Genomic DNA, 20,648 nt, shown 5'->3' on the forward strand with positions numbered 1-20,648 from the left:
GCGGCTTGTCGGTTTTCCCCGCCGGGAACATCCAGTTGGTCTCCGGAATGACATTCTGGAATTTCGGCCCGGTCATGAAGGCGAGAAACTTTGCCGCCAGCGGGTTCTTCGCACCGGTGGTGGTGATGCCGGCGACCTCGATCTGCAGATACTCGCCTTCCTCGAAAGACGCCGCCTGGTAGCGTTCGGTGTTTTCGGCGACCATGTGATAGGCCGGCGACGTCGTATAGGACAGCACCATCGGCGCCTCGCCCTTGGTGAACAGGCCATAGGCTTCGCTCCAGCCCGGCGTCACCGTCAACACCTTCGGCTTGAGCTTCGCCCATGCCTCCGGCGCCTTGTCGCCATAGACCGACTTGACCCACAGCAGCAGGCCGAGGCCCGGCGTCGAGGTGCGCGGATCCTGGATGACGATCTTGTCGGCGGCATCGCCTTCGACCAGTTCCTTCAGGCTCTTGGGCGGGTTCTTCAGCTTCTCGGTGTCATAGACGACAGCGAAATAGCCATAGTCATAAGGGACGAAAGTATCGTCGCTCCAGCCGCCCGGCACGCTGTTTTCAGCCACCGCGCCATGCGGGACAAACAGGCCGGAGGCCTTGGCCTCGGCAGTCAAATTGGTGTCGAGGCCAAGCACGATATCGGCCTTGGTCGAGGCCCCCTCGAGCTTGACGCGATTGAGCAGCGCGACGCCATCGGCGACCGAGACGAAGTCGACGCTGCAGCCGCATTCGGCTTCGAATTCCTTCTTCACCTGCGGACCCGGGCCCCAATCGGCAGTGAAACTCTCATAGGTGTAGACGGTGAGTTTTTCCTGCGCGGACGCAGGCACGGCGAGAAGCGAAAAAGCAAGACCCAGGGCTGGGACAAGACGGGACAAAAACATGCGCATCGGCACCTCCTTCATTCGTGTTTGAAAGGAATTGAGGCGTCGGTCTGTCCGAAGCGTCTAATCCCTCCGCCGGTACAAACCGGATCAGGTTCAGCGGGTTGGCGAGACTGCCTCTCAGCCGACCCGCGAAAACATCGCGTTCGGCACCCCGTTAGAGCGTTTCGACACATAGGGCCGGCCAAGGTGCCACGCAAGCGGAACTTTGCCAGAGCATGATCCGAAAAGTGGGAACCGGTTTTCTCGGACAAACGGGAACCGTTTTGTCCGGAGATCATGCTCCAACAAAAAGCTAGCCAAGGCTCGGCCTTCCGTTTCGCCGGCGGGGCTGGTAAGGGCCACCGGATATGAGCACATTCACCATCCTGCTTGGCGGCGATCTCATCCGCACGCCGCGGCTCGACTGCCAGGTCGAAGGCACGCGCGTCATCGCCGCCGACGCCGGCATCGGCCATGCCCGGATGCTCGGCTTGATGCCGGAGCTTTGGGTGGGCGACTTCGATTCCGTGCCCGCGGACCTTCCCGCCGATCTCGCCGCCGTGCCGCGCCAGGTATTTCCGCCCGAAAAGGACAAGACCGATGGGGAGCTGGCCATCGCCGCCGCACTGGAGCGCGGCGCCACCAGCCTGGTGCTGGTCGGCGCTTTCGGTGGCAAGCGCGCCGACCATGCGTACCTTCATCTGGCGCTCAGCCTGCGGCTGGCCGAGACCGGCACGAAAGTGCTGTTGACCAGCGGCGCGCAGGAGGGGGTGCCCTTGCAGCCGGGCAAGGCCGGCTTCGACTACGCCGACGGCACGTTGTTTTCCGTGCTCGGCTTTTCCGATCTCTCGGGCCTGACCGTTTCCGGCGCCAAATGGCCGCTCGACCATGTCGAGGTCGCCTTCGGCTCGTCGCTGACCATCTCCAACGAGGTCAAGTCCGACAACACCGGGGGCGGCCTCGAAATCGCACTTGGCCATGGCCGCGCGCTGCTGCTCGCTCATCCCTATCCCTTGCCTGAAAGCTGACATGGCCCCGCCCCTTCTCAACCTCGACGGGATAAGACTGACCTTCGGCGGCACGCCGCTGCTCGACGGCGCCGAACTCACGGCATCCGCCGGCGACAAGATTGCGCTCGTCGGCCGCAACGGCTCCGGCAAGTCGACGCTGCTGAAGATCGCCGCCGGGTTGATCGAGCCGCAGGACGGCGAAGTCTTCCGCCAGCCCTCGGCAACGGTGCGCTATCTCCCGCAAATGCCCGACATGGATGGCTTTGCCAATGTGCGCGCCTATGTCGAGGCCGGGCTCGGGCCGGCCGACGATCCCTACCGCGCCACCTATCTGATGGAGCATCTAGGCCTCACCGGCACGGAAAGCCCCAACGACCTCTCCGGCGGCGAGGCGCGCCGCGCCGCACTTGCTCGTGTGATGGCGCCGGAGCCCGATATTCTGCTGCTTGATGAGCCGACCAACCATCTCGATCTGTCGGTGATCGAATGGCTGGAGGAGGAGCTTGTCCGCACGTCGTCGGCGCTGATCGTCATCTCGCACGACCGCCGCTTCCTCGAACGCGTCTCGCGCGCCACCGTCTGGCTCGACCGCGGCCAAACCCGCCGCCTCGACAAGGGCTTTGGCCATTTCGAGGAATGGCGCGACCAGGTGCTGGAAGAGGAAGAGCGCGAGCAGCACAAGCTTGGCCGGCAGATCGTGCGCGAGGAGCACTGGCTGCGCTATGGCGTGACGGCGCGGCGCAAGCGCAACATGCGCCGGCTCGGCGAATTACAGACCATGCGTCAGCGCTTTCGCGGCCATCGCGGCGCCGAAGGCTCGGCCACCATGGTGGCCAGCGACGCCGCCGAATCCGGCAAGCTGGTGATCGAGGCCAAGAACATCGAGAAGAGCTTTGGCGACCTCACGGTGGTCAAGGGCTTCTCGACCCGCATCCAGCGCGGCGATCGCGTCGGCCTGGTCGGGCCGAACGGCGCCGGCAAGACGACGCTGCTGAAGATGCTGACCGGCGAGATGAAGCCCGATTCCGGCTCGGTGCGGCTCGGCACCAATCTGGAAATCGCCACGCTCGACCAGAAGCGCGAGTCGGTAGACCCAGCCGAGACGCTGGCGCAATACCTCACCGACGGGCGCGGCGAAAACCTCGTCATCAATGGCGAGCAGCGCCATGTCGTTTCGTACATGAAGGATTTCCTGTTCAAGCCGGAGCAGGCGCGCACGCCGGTGCGCGAGCTGTCCGGCGGCGAACGGGCGCGGCTGCTTTTGGCCCGCGTCCTGGCGCGGCCGGCGAACCTTCTGGTGCTTGATGAGCCGACCAACGATCTCGACATGGAGACGCTGGAACTGTTGCAGGAACTGGTCGCTGGCTTCGCCGGCACCGTCATCCTGGTCAGCCACGACCGCGACTTCCTCGACCGCACCGTCACCAGTATCATCGCGCCGGATGGTGGCGGCCGCTGGATCGAATATGCCGGCGGCTATTCCGACATGCTGGCGCAGCGCGGCGGCACCAGACTCGACGACCGCAAGGCTAGGCCAAAGGCTGAGGTTGGCGAAGCGCCGACATCAGCCAAAAGCGAGGCGGCAGCACCGAAAGGCCCGGCGAAGAAACTGTCGTTCAAGCAGAAATTCGCGCTGGGATCGCTGCCGAAGAAGATCGAAGCGGTGGCGGCCTCGATCTCGCGGCTGGAGAACAACATCGCCGACCCCGCCTATTACGAGCGCGACCCCGCCTCGTTTCAGAAAACCATCGCCGCCCTCGACAAGGAACGCGCCACGCTGGCAGCACTCGAGGAAGAGTGGCTGGAACTGGAAATGCTGCGCGAGGAGATGGAAGGCTGAGCTTGCTGTCTTTCAAGCGCGCTGCCATGCTCTTGTCCGTAGGTATGGATAGGGCTGTTCAAATGGCTGATGCTCAGTCGTCGCGAAAATCGCTCAAACTTTCCATTGACCTCCGATTGATCGAAGAAGCGAGGGCCTTGGGGATCGACATCGGTCGCGCCGCCGAGACCGGCCTTGCGAAGGTGATCGCTGCGGAAAAGACACGCCGATGGCAAGAAGAAAACAAGGATGCCATCGAAAGCTGGAACGACTACGTCAGGCGAAACGGGCTGCCGCTAGCCAAGCATCGCCCGTTTTGAGCTGGCCCGCTCGCCGCTCGGGGAAAGAGCAGGCAGCTTTAACGCTGCCTATCAGCCCGCCGTCTTCGCCTGCCAGGCCTTCAGCGCCTCGTCGAACACTTTCTCGCCGGGGATGCCCTTTTCCATGGTCAGCAGCGCCCGGCGTCCGGTCTTGTAGACGACCGGCACGTCGATCCAGTCCTGCCCGCGAAGCAAGGTCAGATTGGCGTCCTCGTCGGCCTTGGTGTCGTTGAGCGCCACCAGGAAGAAGCCGTCGGCGATCTTGGCCGGGATGCCGATCAGCGGGCTGCCGGCATCCTGCTCCGAGCTCTTCATGGCAACGCGCAGGATGTTGTCGACGCCGCCGCCGTCAAAGCCCTCGGGTGTCAGGAAGATCATCTCGATGATGTGGCTGGCCGGCAGCGTCTGGTCGGTGTTGCGGCGGATGGTCATGCGCAGTTGGATGTCCTTGCCGGGAATGCTCGCTTCGGCGCGAATCGCCGGTTCCGGCGGCAGGTCCCCGCCAGGCGATTCCTGCACCAGCGACCAGACGATGCTGCCGGGTTCGGCCGAGCCCTGCGCTGTCGAGGTGCGTTCCTCATAGAAGATCGCCTTCTGGCCGACCGCAACGGTTGGCTCCGGAGCGGCGGCCGTCGGTGCCGCGGGCGGCGTGCCGGTTGCGGGCGCTGGCGGCGTGGCCGCGGCATCAGCCGGTGCTGCCCCATTGGCCGGCGGCGCGGCGCCATCGGCTGGCGGCGTTGCCGGTGGCGTGGCGGAAGCGTCAGGCGCCGGCGTTGCGGGCGCCACCGTGGCTGCGGTATCGCCGGGCGCTGGGGTCGCCGGCGCTGGCGCCGCAGGGGCCGGAGCCGCAGGTGCCGGAGCCGGAGGCGGTGGCGTGGTCAGCGCGGCGACGGATTCGCCCTCGCCAATGCCGCTTTGGCCGGCCGCGGGACCAGGGTCGGTCTCACCGCCTTCGGGCGTAAGGCGCTGCGTGAATTTCGTTCCCTCGCCGGCAGCTGCCGGTGCGGGCGCCTCGGCCGCGGGCTTGGCCGGCGCCGGCTTGACCAGCGGTTCGGTCGAGACCGTCTTGGTGTCGCCGACACCGAACATCGAGCCAAACGCATCCTTGTTCAGCCAGATGCCGTAGCCGCCGCCGGCGACCACCAGCAGCGCGACGACAGCGGCGATCAGCCCGCCATAGCTGCGCTTGCGCTCGGCCGGGCGCAGGCGCTGGAACGTGTCAGCGGCCGGCTGCTCGTCATTGGCAAACACATCGGCGCTATCGTCGGCGGCGTCCAGTTCCGCAGCCTGCTCGTTGATGGTTTCTGCGCGCGAAGCGGGCGGCGGCGGTGTCGGCGCGGGCCGCTGCCAGCTCGGCTCCGCCCGGGTGGCAGGCGCCGGCTGCACGGGTTTCGCCGGCTGCCAGGCAGGTGCAGGCGCGGCGAGCGGCTTGACATGGCTGGATTGGTTCTTGTTGCGGTCGATGGAGGAGAAGATGTGCTCCAGTTCCGCCAGCGGATCGGATGCCGGCGCCGGTTTGGCATAGTCGCGCTCGACGCTTGCAATAGCGTCTTCCAGGGAGCGTTTCTGCGTCGTTATGGCTTCGGTGGCCAGCGGCGGCGAATAGTCCGCAAGCTTCTTCGCCAGCATGGTGCGAACGCTGTCATAAATGCGCGTACGCTTTTCGGGCGTCTCGTCGCCGTGCTTGTCGAGCGCCCTTTTCAGAATAGCAACGAAATCTGCCATGCTTCAGTCGACCTGTATTTTGTTTCCGCGCCGGCCCCCGCAAATCAGCCGCGATGCCCGGAAAGGCTTCAGAAAACTAGTCTTGAAACGGATCGGTCACAAGTATCGTGTCGTCCCGCTCCGGGCTGGTGGAAAGGAGCGCGACCGGTGCGCCGATGAGCTCCTCGATGTAGCGGACATATTTGACGGCCTGCGCCGGAAGGTCGTTCCAGCTGCGCGCGCCGGCGGTGGTGCCTTTCCAGCCCTCCAGCGTCTCGTAGACCGGTTCGACGCGCGCCTGCGCGCCCTGGCTGGCCGGCAGATAGTCGATCATTTCGCCGTCGAGCCGGTAACCCGTGCAGACCTTGATCTCGTCCAGTCCATCGAGCACGTCGAGCTTGGTCAGCGCGATGCCCTTGATGCCGTTGACGGCGACGGCCTGGCGCACCAGCACGGCGTCGAACCAGCCGCAGCGGCGCTTGCGGCCGGTGACGACCCCGAATTCGTGGCCGCGCGTGCCGAGGAACTCGCCGATTTCGTTCTTCTGCTCGGTCGGAAACGGACCTTCGCCGACACGCGTCGTATAGGCCTTGGTGATGCCCAGCACATAGCCGATGGCGCCCGGGCCGACACCCGAACCGGCCGCCGCCTGGCCGGCGACGGTGTTGGACGAGGTGACGAACGGATAAGTGCCGTGGTCGATATCGAGCAGCGTGCCTTGTGCGCCCTCGAACAGGATGCGCTCGCCGGCGCGGCGCTTGTCGTCGAGGATTTTCCAGACGCGGTCCATATAGGGCAGGATCTCATCGGCGACCGAGGTCAGCTCGGTCATGATCGCCTCATGGGTGACTTCGGCATGGCCAAGCCCGCGACGCAGCGCATTGTGATGCGTCAGCAGCCTGTCGACCTTGAGGGGCAGCGTTTCCAAATCCGCCAGATCCATCACCCGAACCGCGCGCCGGCCCACCTTGTCCTCGTAGGCGGGGCCGATGCCACGACGGGTCGTGCCAATTTTTGTGCCGGAATTGGAGGCGGCGTCCTCGCGGAATCCGTCCAGTTCCCGGTGCAGCGACAGGATAAGCGCGGTGTTTTCGGCTATTTTCAGGCGGTCCGGCGTCACCTCGACGCCTTGCGCCTTGAGTTTTGCCACTTCAGCGACAAAGGCGTGCGGGTCGAAGACGACGCCATTGCCGATGATCGACAGCTTGCCCTGCCGCACCACGCCGGATGGCAGCAGCGACAGTTTGTAGACCTTGCCGTCGACGACCAGCGTGTGGCCGGCATTGTGGCCACCCTGGAAGCGCACGACCACGTCGGCGCGCTCCGACAACCAGTCGACGATCTTGCCCTTGCCTTCGTCGCCCCATTGCGAGCCGACGACCACCACATTGGCCATGTTTCTTTTCCCTTGAGATGCCGCCCTGGCGGCCTGGATATGGTTCGAAACGACAGGCCTCTATAGCGTCAAGACCTCGCAAGTGCGACCTTTCTTTGCCGCCGAAAATGCCCTGAGGCACAACAATTTTCGGCTTTGACATCATTTACTTGGGCTGGCGGGGGCCTTAGGCCGGCAACACCGCAGCTTCTGCGGCTGCCGGAATCCTGCCATGCATCGACGCGCCTACCTGTTCCTGCTGGTCACCACCTTGCTGTGGGGTGGCAATTCCGTCGCCGGCAAGCTGGCGATCGACCATGTCTCGCCGATGATGCTGGTCTTCCTGCGCTGGGTTCTGGCGGTGGCGATCATGTTGCCGATCGGCTGGCGCACGATCCGCGAAGACTGGCCGGTGGTGCGCAAACACTGGCTGCTGCTCGGCATGCTTGGCGCCTGCGGCTTCACCTTGTTCAACACCATCTTCTACACGGCGCTCAACTATACAACCGCGATCAACGTCTCGATCGAACAGGCGGCGATGCCGATTGTGATCATCGTCGCCAATTTCATCTTTTTCCGCCTGCGGGTGAATTCGGCGCAGATCGCCGGCGTCGTACTGACCATTGCGGGCGTGGTGCTGACCGCCTGCCACGGCGACCCGCGCCGGCTGCTGACGTTGGAACTCAATTTCGGCGACGCCATCATGCTGATCGCCGTCATCCTCTACAGCGGCTACTCGGTCGGGCTGCGGCTGAAACCGGAGATGCGCTGGCAAAGCCTGATGCTGGCGCTGTCGATCGCCGCGCTGATCACCTCGCTGCCTTTTGTCCTGTGGGAAGCCGCGGCTGGCAAGGTCATCGTCCCCGATATCAGCGGCTGGCTGATCATTGTCTACACCGCGGTCGGCGCCTCGGTCATTTCGCAGATCCTCTACATCAGGGGCAACGAACTGATCGGCGCCAACCGGGCCGGCCTGTTCATCAACCTGGTGCCGATCTTCGGCACGCTGCTGTCGGTGCTGATCGTCGGCGAGACATTCCAGCTCTACCAGGCGCTGGCGCTCGTCCTGGTGCTGGGCGGCATCTCGCTCGCCGAATATAGCGGGCGCAAGATGGCGGACCTGCCGCTGGTCTTAAACGAAGAAGGCGCGGACTAGAGCAATCCCGGCAAAAGTGGGAACCGCTTTTCCCGGGAAAAGCGCGCAGCGCTTTCCCTTGGGATTGCGCCCGACAAAGTCCGCGCCTTCGATTCCGTCGCTACGTCAGGATCACGTCGCGTTGACGTCGAACTGCAGCCGTTTGGCCGAGTCGATCGACTTGTGCGCCTTGACCTGTTCCAGCACATTCTCCGGGAACGGCGCATCGAGATAGAGCAGCGCAATCGCGTCGCCGCCTGGCCGATTACGTCCCAGCTGGAAATTGGCGATGTTGACGCCGTTCTCGCCGCACACCGTGCCCAGCAGCCCGATAATGCCGGGCGCATCGGCATTGGTTGTGTAGAGCATGTGCTGGCCGACCTCGGCGTCGAGATTGATGCCCTTGATCTGGATGAACCGCGGCTTGCCGTCGGAGAAGCAGGTGCCGGCGATCGAGCGCGTCATGTGCTCGGTCTTGACCGTCAGCTTGATGTAGCCGTCGAACACGCCCGACTTGTCGCGCTTGACCTCGGCAACGATGATGCCGCGCTCCTTCACCATGATCGGCGCCGACACCATGTTGACGTCGGAGACCTGCGGCCGGATCAGGCCGGCAAGCGTGGCGCTGATCAGCGCGCGTGTGTTCATCGTCGCGGTCGAGCCGTCGAACAGGATCTCGACCTCCTTGATCGGATCCTCGGTGACCTGGCCGACGAAGGCGCCGAGCACTTCGGCCAGCTTGACGAAAGGCTTCAGCCGCGGCGCTTCCTCGGCGGTGATCGACGGCATGTTGATGGCGTTGGAAATGGCACCCTTGATCAGGTAGTCCGACATCTGCTCGGCGACATGCAGCGCGACATTCTCCTGCGCTTCGGTGGTCGAAGCGCCGAGATGCGGCGTTGCCACGACATTCTCCATACCGAACAATTCGTGGTTCTCCGCCGGTTCGACCTCGAACACGTCGATGCCGGCGCCTGCCACCTTGCCGCTCTTCAGCGCCGCGACCAGATCGGCCTCGACGATCAGCCCGCCACGCGCACAATTGATGATGCGCACGCCGGTCTTCATCTTGGCGATCGCGGCGGCGTCGATAATGTTGCGCGTCTTGTCGGTCAGCGGCGTATGCAAGGTGATGAAGTCGGCGCGGGCGAACAGCTCATCGAGCTCTACTTTTTCGACGCCGAGCTCCTCGGCGCGGCTGTCCGACAGGAACGGGTCGAAGGCAATGACATGCATCTTCAGCCCGACGCCGCGCGTGGCGACGATCGACCCGATGTTACCGCAGCCGATGACACCCAGCGTCTTGCCGGTGATCTCGATGCCCATGAAGCGGTTCTTTTCCCATTTGCCGGCATGGGTGGAGGCGTTGGCCTCCGGAATCTGGCGGGCCAGCGCGAAGATCATCGCCACCGCATGCTCGGCGGTGGTGATCGAATTGCCGAACGGCGTGTTCATCACGATGATGCCCTTGCGGCTCGCCGCCGGGATGTCGACATTGTCGACGCCGATGCCGGCACGGCCCACGACCTTCAGCCTGGTGGCGGCGTTGATCAGCTTTTCGGTGACCTTGGTCGCCGAGCGGATGGCAAGACCGTCATATTGGTCGATGACTTCAAGCAGTTTTTCCTTGTCCTTGCCGAGATCGGGCAGGTAGTCGACCTCGATGCCGCGGTCTTTGAAGATCTGCACGGCAGTGGTGGAGAGTTTGTCTGAGACGAGAACGCGGGGCGCCATGGCGACCTCCTTCAAATGGAACTTGATCCGTGGGAATGGGCGGCCCAAAGGCCGCCGCAAGAAATCTCAGGCCGCCGCTTTCAGCGACGCCTTCTGCGCGGCAAAGGCCCAGTCGAGCCAGGGCAGCAGTGCTTCGAGGTCGGCTGTCTCGACCGTCGCGCCACACCAGATGCGCAGGCCGGGCGGTGCGTCGCGATAGGCGCCGATGTCATAGGCAACGCCTTCCTTGTCGAGCACCGACACGAGCCCCTTGGCGAAAGCCGCCTGTCCGTCGGCATCGAGTGCCGCGACTTGAGCGTCGGTGAAGGACAGACACACGGAAGTGTTGGACCTTGTCGCCGCATCGACTGCGAGATGGCCGAGCCATGAGGATCTGTCGACAAAGCCGTCGAGCACAGCGGCGTTGGCATCCGCTCTGGCAATCAACGCGTCGAGACCGCCGATCGACTTCGCCCAATTGAGCGCGTCGAGATAATCCTCGACGCACAGCATAGACGGCGTGTTGATGGTCTCGCCTTTGAAGATGCCTTCGATCAGCTTGCCGCCCGACGTCAGGCGGAAGATCTTTGGCAGCGGCCACGCCGGCTTGTAGGTTTCCAGCCGCTCGACGGCGCGCGGGCTGAGGATCAGCATGCCGTGCGCGCCCTCGCCGCCCAACACTTTCTGCCAGGAGAAGGTGACGACATCCAGCTTCTGGAAATCGAGCCTCTGGGCGAAGGCGGCCGAGGTCGCGTCGCAGATGGTCAACCCTTTGCGGTCGGCCGGAATGAAATCGCCGTTCGGCACCCGAACGCCTGAGGTCGTGCCGTTCCAGGTGAAGACCACGTCGCGGTCGAAATCGATCTTCGCCAGATCAGGCAGCTCGCCATAACCCGCTTCGATCTTTCTGGTATCGGCGAGCTTCAGCTGCTTGACGACATCGGTCACCCAGCCGGAGCCAAAGCTTTCCCAGGCGACCATGTCGACGCCGCGCTCGCCAAGCAGCGACCACAGCGCCATCTCGACGGCACCTGTGTCCGACGCCGGCACGATGCCGATGCGGTAGTCCGCTGGGACCTGGAGAATTTCCTGCGTCAGCTCGATCGCCTGTTCGAGCTTGGTCTTGCCGATCTTGGCGCGGTGGGAACGGCCGAGCGCAGCGTTCTTCAGCGCCTCGACCGACCAGCCGGGGCGCTTTGCGCAGGGACCTGAGGAGAAATTGGGGTTTGCCGGACGGAGTCCGGGCTTCGTATGCGTCGTCATCGTGGTCTATCCTTCCAGATAGTGGCCCCTCGTTGGGGAGGGGTGGCCCACGGACGGCGATATGCGTTCAGCCATCAGGCGTCAAGAGGAAAGTTTTTGTCGCGGACAAGATACAAGCGATCCGCGATCAGGATGTCGTGAGCCCAAACGCAAACGGCGGATCGAAAAGATCCGCCGTCAGGCTTCGTGTCTACAGCCAGCCTACCAGAGGTCGTAGCGCAGCCCGAGTTTGACCTGATGATTGCTGATGCCCTTGCGGATCGGATACGAGGTCAGGCTCGCGGCAGTGACATATTCGGCATCCGGCGCCGAAAAATACTGATAGCCGAGATCGACGGAAACATTCTTGGTCACCTGATAGGCCAGGCCCGCATCCAGCGTATAGGCCAAGGCATACTGGGTCTTGTTGTCGCTCCGGACGAAATCATCCGTAGGGTCGAGATTGTCGGTGAAGTAACTCGCCGACAGCTTGTATTTGCTCCGGACCAGCCCGATGCCGGCACCCAAATAGGGCGTGATCCCGACATAAGTGCCAAGATCGACATAGCCATTGACCATCCCCGATAGGGAATAATTCTCCAGGGACGCCGCCGCCACCGTTGCCGTGGCCGGCGGTATCACGGTCGCGGTGTCGTCATAGTGGATGCCAACCTTGTTGCCCGGCAGATAGCCGAGATTGATATCGGCGCGCAGATAGTCGTTGAAATGATAACCGAAGCCGATGCTGGCAAAGGCCGGATCCTGCTTTTCGCTGAAGCTCGCCGGCGCGAAGGTGAAATCCTGATCCTGGTAGCTCTTCTGCGCGAGATAGGAGACGTCGCCGCGCAGATACCAGCCCGAGCCGACCTCGACCGGTTGATAGTCCGGCGCCTGATCGACATAGACCGGCGGATCGTAGTCGGCGGCCTGCGCGGGCGTCAGCGGAGCAAGCACGAGTGCGGCGAGCGCCGGCACTGTCAGCGATTTGAAATTCATGGGTCCCCGGCTCCTGAAATTGGCGCGCGTCATTTGATTGCAAGCGCCGTTTCAGCAGGCATTGTTAACCATAGTGGTTAAGTGCGGGTTAAGGATAACGCGGCGTTACCGAATTGATTTCGATAGGCTTTCTTCAGCGCACGCGACCGATTGAAATGCACCGCAATCGCCAAACGAAAACCGCCCGGCATAACCGGGCGGTTGGCAAAATTCCAGGATTTCGAAGCGACTACTTGGTGTAGATCGGCTCCGGCTCGGGAACGTAGGGTTCCGGCGATGTGCAACCATTATTGCCGCCGAACTGATAGCGCAGACCGCCGCGTACCTCATGTGTGTTGATGCCATGGTCGAAGCCGGGTCCGGAACTGCTCACGTCGAAGTCGAACATGCGGCCTCCCTCAATGTGAGAGTAGCGATAGCCGGCATCCAGGATCACCCTGTCGGTAAGGCAATAGGACGCGCCGGCCATGAGCGCGTAGGCAAAGCGCCAATTCTTCGACCCGGGGTTGGTCTCGGTTGTGTTCGGGTCGTGGACGGTATCCCATTTGACGTGCGCGCCGCCGATGCCAGCGCCAACATAAGGCGTGATGCCGTGCCAGGTGCCGATATCGTAATAGGCGTTGGCCAAGAGCAGCAATGCGCTCATTTTCGACACTTCGACCGATGTCGTAACGCCATCGTTGGTTGATCCGTTGAAGTCCGAAGCGAACCAATAGTCGGCTGTCAGGTCGGTACGGAAATGATCGTTGATCTTGTAGCCAATGCCGGCGCCGAGTGAGAAGCCGCCCTTAAGCTCGCCGGAATCGAAAACATTGCTGCCGGGAGGCGGCCCGTAGGTGATATAGTCGATGCCGCGCAAATCCGACTTATGATAGTCGATGTCGCCGCGGATGTACCAGCCGCCGAAATCGGCGGGCGGCTCATAGGCCACAGGCGGCGGCGCTTCCTCGACCACCGGCGTTTCCGCCAGATCGGCGGCGAAAACCGGCCCGGCCACGCCTGCGAACAGCGCGGCAAGGAGAGCCATTTTTGCTGTATTGAACATGCTTGTCACCCCTGAGAACCGTCGGGAAAATCCAACCCGCCCGAATATGATTGACCTCAGTTGTGGATAATGAATTGCAAAAGTTAAAACGCGTTTAACCCTGTCGATTAACCACGAATTCTCGATATTTTAGCAAACAGTCTCTGCCGGCATCACGGTGGGGCCACCCTGCCCGAAACAAAAAGCCCGCCTGGAGGCGGGCCTTGAGATCTTTGAGCGGCAGTTCGCGCCTGCCGCTGGAGGCGGCGCGATCAGGCGGCGCTGCGCGTTTCCGAGATGATGTCGACAATGTCGTTGACCACGGCTTCGACCAGTTGCGGGTCATCGCCCTCGGCCATGACGCGGATCAGCGGCTCGGTGCCGGAGGGCCGGATGACCAGTCGCCCGGCCTTGCCGAGACGGTTGCGCGCATCTTCGATCGCCGCCTTGACCGGGGCTTCCTCTAGCGGCTTGCCGCCGGCGATGCGGACATTCTTCAACAGCTGCGGCACCGGCTCGAACTTCTTCGACAATTCGCTCACCGGGCGGTTCTGCCGCTTGATGCAGGCGAGAACCTGCAGCGCCGAGACGAGCCCGTCGCCGGTGGTCGAGAAATCGGACAGCACGATGTGGCCCGATTGCTCGCCGCCGACATTCAACCCATGCGCGCGCATATGTTCGACGACATAGCGGTCGCCGACCTTGGTGCGGTGCAGCTGCAGCTTCATGTCGCCGAGAAAGCGTTCGAGGCCGAGATTGGACATCACCGTCGAGACGACGCCGCCGCCGGCGAGCCGCCCGTTCTGATGCCAGGATTCGGCGATCAGCGCCATGATCTGGTCGCCGTCGACGATCGTGCCGTTCTCGTCGACGATGACGACGCGGTCGGCATCGCCGTCGAGCGCGATGCCGATATCGGCGCGCACTTCATGCACCTTCTTCTGCAGGCCGGCCGGATGGGTCGAGCCGCATTCCTTGTTGATGTTGAAGCCGTTCGGCTCGACATTGATGGCAATGACCTCGGCGCCCAATTCCCAAAGGGCGGCCGGCGCCACCTTGTAGGCGGCGCCATTGGCGCAGTCGACGACGATCCTGAGACCCGACAGCGACATCGAGCGCGGTAGCGTGCGCTTGGCGAATTCGATGTAGCGGTCATGCACGCCGTCGACGCGCTTGGCGCGCCCGAGCCCGTCGGAATCGGCGAGCGCCAGCTCGATGTCCTTGTCGAGCATGCTCTCGATCCGCTCCTCGATCTCGTCGGAGAGCTTGTAGCCATCAGGCCCAAACAGCTTGATGCCGTTATCGAAGTAGGGATTGTGCGAGGCCGAGATCATGACGCCGATATCGGCGCGCAGCGAGCGCACCAGCATGGCCACCGCCGGCGTCGGAATCGGGCCGAGCAGGAAGACATCCATGCCGGCGGCACAAAGGCCGGCCACCATCGCATTCTCGATCATGTAGCCGGACAGCCGCGTGTCCTTGCCGAGCACGACGCGGTGGCGGTGGCTGCCGCGCTGGAACGACAGGCCGGCGGCCATGCCGACCCGCATCGCGATCTCAGCCGTCATCGGAAATTTGTTGGCGCGCCCGCGAATTCCGTCGGTGCCGAAATAGTGCCCTGCCATGCTAGCCAGAATCCCCGTCGGTTTTTCAGCTGCCCGTAATGCCACAAAATTGGGCAGCACAAATCATCACAATGTATGATCGTATGTTACCAATCCTTAGAAAATCATTGTAGCGATCTGTTCAAGTGTTTCCACAGCCTAAAACGGTGACACGGTCTTGCCGCAATATAGCAGTCACACTAAGCCGCTCGGCGCAGGTTGGTCCGGTAACCCTTCTTTTCGAGGCCGCAGATCGCAATGATTTCATCACCTTGTCGGGAGGACGCGCTTTGCGAGGGTATCGGCGCGAGTTAGCATCTGGCGCAGCCTAGCGTTGAGAGCTATTGATCCACCAAAGGGACACCATCGGCGCAGCAACGGGAGAAACGCCATGCTCATCCATCGACTTGCAACTTTGACGGGTCTTGCCGTCGCAACCTTGTTCATGGCGGCGCCCGCCAACGCGCTTACCATGGCCGAGTGCAGTACCAAGTATAATGCCGCCAAAAACGGCGGCACGCTGAACGGACAGACCTGGAACCAGTTCCGTAAGGCCGAATGCGGCACCGACGCGGCCGCCACCACCGAGACCGCCAAGCCGGCCAAGAAGGCCGCCGCGGCCAAGGCGGACACGACCAAGGCCGCTGCTGCCGCCGACGACGGCGCCACGGGCCTGACGGCCAAGGAATGCAGCGCCAAATACCAGGCTGCGAGGGCTGCCGGCACGCTCAACGGCGTGAAGTGGAACGATTTCCGCAAAACCGAATGCGCCGCCGGCGCCAGCGCCACGGCAGAACCCGCCAAGGCCACCACCAAGGCAGCAGCCGCAGCCGACGATAGCGCCAAGGGCCTGACGGCCAAGGAATGCAGCGCCAAGTACCAGGCCGCCAAAGCTGCCGGCACGCTCAACGGTGCGAAATGGAACGACTTCCGCAAGACCGAATGCGCCGCCGGCGCATCCGCGGCGGTACAACCGGCCAAGGCAACCACCAAGGCAGCTGCCGATAGCAGCGGCAAGGGCCTGAGCATGGCCGATTGCAGCGCCAAGTATCAGGCGGCCAAGTCTGCCAACACGCTGGGCGGCAAGAAGTGGAACGACTTCCGCAAGGCCGAATGCGGCGCCGGCGCCGATGACGACGACACCGTCCCGGCTCCGAGCGAGGCGACTTATACCAGCGAGCCCGAGAAGCCCTCGGTCGCCGCTCCCAAAGGTGTGAAGTTCCCGACCGCGATCTCGAAGAAATACGCCAGCGAGACCCCGGCCAAGGGCCGCATGCACACCTGCCTCGAGCTCTACTACGCCAACAAGGATGCCAACACGCTGAATGGCCTGCGCTGGATCCAGAAGGGCGGCGGCTTCTACAGCCTCTGCAATGCCAAGCTGAAGAGCTGATCGACGGCAGCTGCCGAAACCGACAGACCCGCGAGCCGAAAGGTTCGCGGGTCTTTTTTGTTGCGCGCGAAGACGCCTGGCTTTGTTCGCATGTGCATATCGCGGGAGCTGTCGGAATCGTCAATTCGCCCACACTGCCCGCCAGCAGAGTTATCGATGGTTCGCAAAGATTCCGATTGAACATATACGGAACAAACGGTATACAAAAAGACATCAAGATTTTTGTCAACCAGGAGGGTCTTATGTCCAGATTGAAATTGGTGGGATTGGCTGCGACGGCGGCATTGGTTGCTTGGAGCGTGGCCCCTGCAACCGCGCTGACGATGAAAGAATGCGGCGAGGCCTATCGCACAGCCAAGGAAGGCGGCACTCTGAACGGCATGGATTGGACCGCTTTCCGCACGGAGAAATGCGCGACGTCCGCTGCGGAGAGTGCCAGCGCGGATACGGTCAAAACCGAGCCGCAGCCGAAGAAGGAAACCAGCGCGGCGGTCGCCCCCACTGTAGCGCCGGCGGGCGTGACATTCCCGACCACCCTCGCCGCCGAGTTCAAGACCGAAAAGCCCGCGAAGGCGCGGATGAAGACCTGCCTGCAGGGTTACCACGGCAACAAGGACGCAGGTACATTGAAAGGCCTTCGCTGGATCCAGAAGGGCGGCGGCTATTACAGCCTCTGCAACGCCAAGCTGAAGAGCTGATCGGCCAGCAGCGTTTGAAGATCGAAAAGCCCGCCAACCTCATGGTTGGCGGGCTTTTGTTGAGGTCTTGCCAGCCTCAAGCGCCTTGTTTCGAGAGCCGCAGGAGCGCGACTAGGCTTGAAAGATCGGCATTGGCCTGGCCGGCAGCCACCCCGCGCTTCATCAGGCTTTGCATCGGCAGGACGAGTTCGGCGCTGACATCAGCCGACCTGCCGGCGTCGATCAGATTGACATAGGCATCAGCCTGCAAAACGCCGCGGATTGAAGCCGCGGCGTTTTCTTGGATCGAGTGATTTCAGCTCAGCTAGACGGCTGAGGCTCCATGCCGCCTTCGGGCTCTGGGCCCTTCTTGCGGCGGCCGGACTTCGGCACCGCTGAACCACGGCTTGGCGGTGTGTCGTCGCCGAGGTCGCGTGCGGGCTTCTGCCCGGCGATCAGCTGCTTGATCTCCTCGCCCGAAAGCGTCTCGTATTCGAGCAGGCCTTGCGCCAGCGCAATCCATTCCTTCTTCTTCTTGGTCAGGATGGACTTGGCCGAGACATAGGCCTCGTCGATCAGCCGGCGCACTTCGGCGTCGATGATCTGCGCGGTCTCTTCCGAGATGTTCTGCGTGCGCGCTACCGAATGGCCGAGGAAAACCTCTTCCTGGTTGTCGCCATAGGCGACATGGCCGAGCTTGTCCGAAAAGCCCCAGCGCGTAACCATGGCGCGCGCCAGCTTGGTCGCCTGCTCGATGTCGGAGGAAGCGCCCGAAGTGATGTTCTCCTTGCCGAACTTGAACTCCTCGGCGACGCGGCCACCCATCATAATGGCAAGCCGCGAGACCATGTACTTGTAGCTCATCGAATAGCGGTCGCCTTCCGGCAGCTGCATGACCATGCCGAGCGCACGGCCGCGCGGGATGATGGTCGCCTTGTGCAGCGGGTCGGCGGACGGCACGTTGAGCGCCAGGATGGCGTGGCCGGCCTCGTGGTAAGCGGTGAGCTCCTTCTCGGCCTGGGTCATGGCCGACGAGCGGCGCTCGGCGCCCATCATGATCTTGTCCTTGGCGTCCTCGAATTCGGCCATGGTGACGAGGCGCTTGTTGCGACGCGCCGCCATCAGAGCGGATTCGTTGACCAGGTTCATCAGATCGGCGCCGGAAAAGCCCGGCGTGCCACGCGCGACCACCTTGAGGTCGACATTGGGCGCCAGCGGCACGTTGCGCACATGCACCTTGAGGATCTTCTCGCGGCCGACGATGTCGGGGTTCGGCACCACCACCTGGCGGTCGAAGCGGCCCGGACGCAACAGCGCCGGATCGAGCACGTCGGGCCTGTTGGTGGCGGCGATCAGGATGATGCTCTCGTTGGACTCGAAACCGTCCATCTCGACCAGCAGCTGGTTCAGCGTCTGCTCGCGCTCGTCATTGCCGCCGCCGAGGCCGGCGCCGCGATGGCGGCCGACGGCGTCGATTTCGTCGATGAAGATGATGCAGGGCGCGTTCTTCTTGGCCTGGTCGAACATATCGCGGACACGGGACGCGCCGACGCCGACGAACATCTCGACGAAGTCCGAACCCGAAATGGTGAAGAAGGGCACATTGGCTTCACCGGCAACCGAACGGGCGAGCAGCGTCTTGCCGGTGCCGGGAGGACCGACGAGCAGCACGCCGCGCGGAATCTTGCCGCCCAGGCGCTGGAACTTCTGCGGATCGCGCAGGAACTCGACGATCTCTTCCAGATCTTCCTTGGCCTCGTCGACGCCGGCGACATCCTGGAAGGTGACGCGGCCGTGCGCCTCGGTCAGAAGCTTGGCCTTCGACTTGCCGAAGCCCATGGCGCGCCCGGAGCCGGACTGCATCTGGCGCATGAAGAATATCCACACGCCGAGGATCAGGATCATCGGCAGGTAGGAGATGAGATAGCTGAACAGCGAGGTGGAACCGTCCGATTCAGGACGCGCATTGATGACGACGTTCTTGTCCTGAAGCCGCGAGACCAGCTGCGGATCGCCGGGCGAATAGGTCTGAAAGCCATTCGCGTTGTCGGTGTAGGTGCCCATGATGCGGTCGCCGGCGATGGTCACCGTCTTGACCCGGCCGGCCGCAACCTCTTGCAGGAACTGCGAGTAGGGAACGTCTTGCGAGGCTCCGCGCGTCTGCGGCGTCTGGAACAGATTGAAGAGAGCGATGAGCAGGACCGCTATGATCGCCCAGAGCGCGAGGTTGCGATAATTCGGATTCATCAATTGTCCCGTTGGTACCCTGTGGGGCACGCATATGAGAGGAAACTTGGGCCTAACATAGGGAGAGCGCCTCCCCTTGCCAAGCATAACAGCACGTCTGGGTTAAGCTTTCGCGCCACCATCAACCGGCACTGTGGCGGCTGGAAGGCAAGGTCGGGACCGCCGGCGCGCCGGTCAGTTCGGCGACGGCCCCTGCCAGCGCCAGATCGAAGCTGGGCAGGAAGCGTGCAAAAGGCGCGACGGCCGAGCTGAGGGCGATTGCCGGCGCCGTCGTTACATCCCCTGCAACACCAAGGCATTCGCCGCCGCGCCACAGCGCCGGTTCCGCAGCCAAAGCGGCACGGACAAGGCTTGCTGGCGCGCCATTCCCGGCAGTCCGCTCGGCGGCGGCGGCCGCGCCGAGCGGCGCGATCAACAATGCACCAGAACTGTCGCCCAATGTGATCGCCTCTGCTTCGGTGACCCGCCTGCGACCGTCCCAGAGTCCGGCCGCCAACGGTGCGGCAGCAGGCAGGTCGCGCGATTCACGGTACAGGAAGATGCCGGTGCGCCTCGTATCGACGACCGTCCGCGACAATGTGGCGCAAAGCGGCCCGGCCTGCATGTGCTCAAACAGCGCTTCACTACGCGCCTGGTCCGGCAACAGGGCGACGCCGCCGGTCGCCGCCAGCAGGACACGCAGCCCATAGACCGCGGCTTGCGTGTCGTCTGCGTTGGCGAAACCGGGTTCGAGCCGGATGAGACCCGGTGCCGGCTGGCTGGCAAATTCACCGATCAACGCGGCGGCGCGGCGGCCGAGTTGCTCGCGCTCGGCAGCGGCACGCCTGGCCAGGCCGATCGCCTCGGCAAAACGCTGCCCGCCCCTGTCTTCGTCGAGCACGGCGCGAATGCGCGGCCGTTCGAAATGGGCATCCGTGTTGGTCGGGTCCTCCGTCCAGCCGACATTTTCGCGCCGCAGGAAGGCCCGCAATGCCGCGCGCCGTACGCCGAGCAGCGGCCGCGCGATCCAGATCTGCCAATCATAGAGGGTGGCTGGCGCCATGCCGGCGAGGCCGCGGCCTGCCGTTTCGCCAAGCTCGTGGCCATCATTCCGCGCGGCTCGCATCAGCACGGTCTCGGCCTGGTCGTCGGCGGTGTGGCCGGTCGCGATCACACCGATGCCCTGCGCCTGCGCGGCCTCGGCCAGCAGCCGGTAGCGTGCCTCGCGCGCCGCCGCGGGCAGGCCGGTCGACGGCTTGTCGCCGGACCAGCTAAGTACGCGGTGCGCGATACCGCGCTCGGCACAGAGCTTGGCAACGGCGCGTGCTTCCGCCGCTGCTTCCGGACGCAAACCGTGGTCGATCGTTACCGCCAGCAGCCTGGCTGTCGGGGCACTGCGGTCGAGGTGAGCTTTGAGGAGAAGAAGGAGGGCGGTCGAGTCGCTGCCGCCGGACACGGCCGCAACAGCGCCCTTGGAAAAGTCGATCGTTGAAACGTTCGAAAGGTCAGGCTCGGTATCGAGCATCAATGCATGTCGCCCAAAAC

The 20,648-nt window shown here is 63.4% G+C and carries 16 protein-coding genes and 1 riboswitch; of the genes, 6 read left to right on the top strand and 10 right to left on the bottom strand.

Annotated features, from left to right (window positions below):
• On the bottom strand, nucleotides 1-889 hold an 889-nt coding region (gene thiB / locus AC04SG_RS23785; RefSeq protein WP_488553037.1), incomplete at its 3' end, for a thiamine ABC transporter substrate binding subunit.
• A gap of 44 nt (nucleotides 890-933) precedes the next feature.
• Nucleotides 934-1,050: riboswitch (TPP riboswitch) on the bottom strand.
• A 183-nt stretch (nucleotides 1,051-1,233) separates the two neighbouring features.
• Here thiB and AC04SG_RS23790 point away from each other — a divergent pair.
• The 3 genes from AC04SG_RS23790 (at nucleotide 1,234) to AC04SG_RS23800 (ending at nucleotide 4,014) form a co-directional block, all read left to right on the top strand.
• Entirely contained in the window at nucleotides 1,234-1,893 is a 660-nt protein-coding gene (locus tag AC04SG_RS23790) for a thiamine diphosphokinase (protein WP_488553038.1), read from the top strand.
• 1 nt (nucleotide 1,894) lies between these two features.
• Complete coding sequence (locus AC04SG_RS23795; protein ID WP_488553039.1) at nucleotides 1,895-3,715, top strand: ABC-F family ATP-binding cassette domain-containing protein; 1,821 nt, start codon at nucleotides 1,895-1,897, stop codon at nucleotides 3,713-3,715.
• A gap of 62 nt (nucleotides 3,716-3,777) precedes the next feature.
• Nucleotides 3,778-4,014 carry a type II toxin-antitoxin system CcdA family antitoxin gene (locus tag AC04SG_RS23800; RefSeq protein WP_352556679.1) on the top strand — a complete coding sequence of 79 codons (237 nt, stop codon included), beginning with the start codon at nucleotides 3,778-3,780 and terminating at the stop codon, nucleotides 4,012-4,014.
• 51 nt (nucleotides 4,015-4,065) lie between these two features.
• Here AC04SG_RS23800 and AC04SG_RS23805 read toward each other — a convergent pair whose 3' ends face one another.
• Together AC04SG_RS23805 and AC04SG_RS23810 are read right to left on the bottom strand one after the other, a co-directional pair.
• Entirely contained in the window at nucleotides 4,066-5,739 is a 1,674-nt protein-coding gene (locus AC04SG_RS23805) for a hypothetical protein (RefSeq protein WP_488553040.1), read from the bottom strand.
• Between the two features lie 76 nt (nucleotides 5,740-5,815).
• The gene (locus AC04SG_RS23810; RefSeq protein ID WP_203280175.1) at nucleotides 5,816-7,114 is read right to left on the bottom strand and encodes an adenylosuccinate synthase; all 1,299 of its coding nucleotides are present in this window, start codon (nucleotides 7,112-7,114) and stop codon (nucleotides 5,816-5,818) included.
• 211 nt (nucleotides 7,115-7,325) lie between these two features.
• Between AC04SG_RS23810 and AC04SG_RS23815 the strand changes: the two genes are divergently transcribed.
• Nucleotides 7,326-8,249, top strand: a complete 924-nt coding sequence (locus tag AC04SG_RS23815) for a DMT family transporter (protein WP_488553041.1) — start codon at nucleotides 7,326-7,328, stop codon at nucleotides 8,247-8,249.
• 111 nt (nucleotides 8,250-8,360) lie between these two features.
• On the opposite strand, the gene serA is transcribed toward AC04SG_RS23815, so the two are convergent.
• From serA to glmM, 5 genes are all read right to left on the bottom strand, one after another.
• Nucleotides 8,361-9,962, bottom strand: coding sequence for a phosphoglycerate dehydrogenase (serA, locus tag AC04SG_RS23820; RefSeq protein ID WP_488553042.1), 1,602 nt, complete (start codon nucleotides 9,960-9,962; stop codon nucleotides 8,361-8,363).
• Nucleotides 9,963-10,028: 66 nt separating this feature from the next.
• On the bottom strand, nucleotides 10,029-11,204 hold the full coding sequence (locus tag AC04SG_RS23825) for a phosphoserine transaminase (RefSeq protein WP_488553043.1): 1,176 nt from the start codon (nucleotides 11,202-11,204) through the stop codon (nucleotides 10,029-10,031).
• 201 nt (nucleotides 11,205-11,405) lie between these two features.
• On the bottom strand, nucleotides 11,406-12,179 hold the full coding sequence (locus tag AC04SG_RS23830) for an outer membrane protein (protein ID WP_203280171.1): 774 nt from the start codon (nucleotides 12,177-12,179) through the stop codon (nucleotides 11,406-11,408).
• Nucleotides 12,180-12,408: 229 nt separating this feature from the next.
• Nucleotides 12,409-13,224 carry an outer membrane protein gene (locus tag AC04SG_RS23835; protein WP_488553044.1) on the bottom strand — a complete coding sequence of 272 codons (816 nt, stop codon included), beginning with the start codon at nucleotides 13,222-13,224 and terminating at the stop codon, nucleotides 12,409-12,411.
• 251 nt (nucleotides 13,225-13,475) lie between these two features.
• Nucleotides 13,476-14,828 (bottom strand): phosphoglucosamine mutase, encoded by a 1,353-nt coding sequence (gene glmM, locus AC04SG_RS23840; RefSeq protein WP_203280169.1) that lies wholly within the window; start codon nucleotides 14,826-14,828, stop codon nucleotides 13,476-13,478.
• A gap of 715 nt (nucleotides 14,829-15,543) precedes the next feature.
• On the opposite strand from glmM, the gene AC04SG_RS23845 reads away from it, so the two are divergent.
• Both AC04SG_RS23845 and AC04SG_RS23850 read left to right on the top strand, forming a co-directional pair.
• The gene (locus AC04SG_RS23845; RefSeq protein WP_434221191.1) at nucleotides 15,544-16,200 is read left to right on the top strand and encodes a hypothetical protein; all 657 of its coding nucleotides are present in this window, start codon (nucleotides 15,544-15,546) and stop codon (nucleotides 16,198-16,200) included.
• Nucleotides 16,201-16,442: 242 nt separating this feature from the next.
• Entirely contained in the window at nucleotides 16,443-16,898 is a 456-nt protein-coding gene (locus AC04SG_RS23850) for a hypothetical protein (RefSeq protein WP_192258556.1), read from the top strand.
• Nucleotides 16,899-17,198: 300 nt separating this feature from the next.
• On the opposite strand, the gene ftsH is transcribed toward AC04SG_RS23850, so the two are convergent.
• Nucleotides 17,199-19,124 (bottom strand): ATP-dependent zinc metalloprotease FtsH, encoded by a 1,926-nt coding sequence (gene ftsH / locus AC04SG_RS23855; protein ID WP_112559657.1) that lies wholly within the window; start codon nucleotides 19,122-19,124, stop codon nucleotides 17,199-17,201.
• Between the two features lie 121 nt (nucleotides 19,125-19,245).
• Complete coding sequence (gene tilS / locus AC04SG_RS23860) at nucleotides 19,246-20,628, bottom strand: tRNA lysidine(34) synthetase TilS (protein WP_488553045.1); 1,383 nt, start codon at nucleotides 20,626-20,628, stop codon at nucleotides 19,246-19,248.
• Nucleotides 20,629-20,648: the final 20 nt, after the last annotated feature.

The organism is Mesorhizobium sp. CNPSo 4684 (assembly GCF_057784315.1).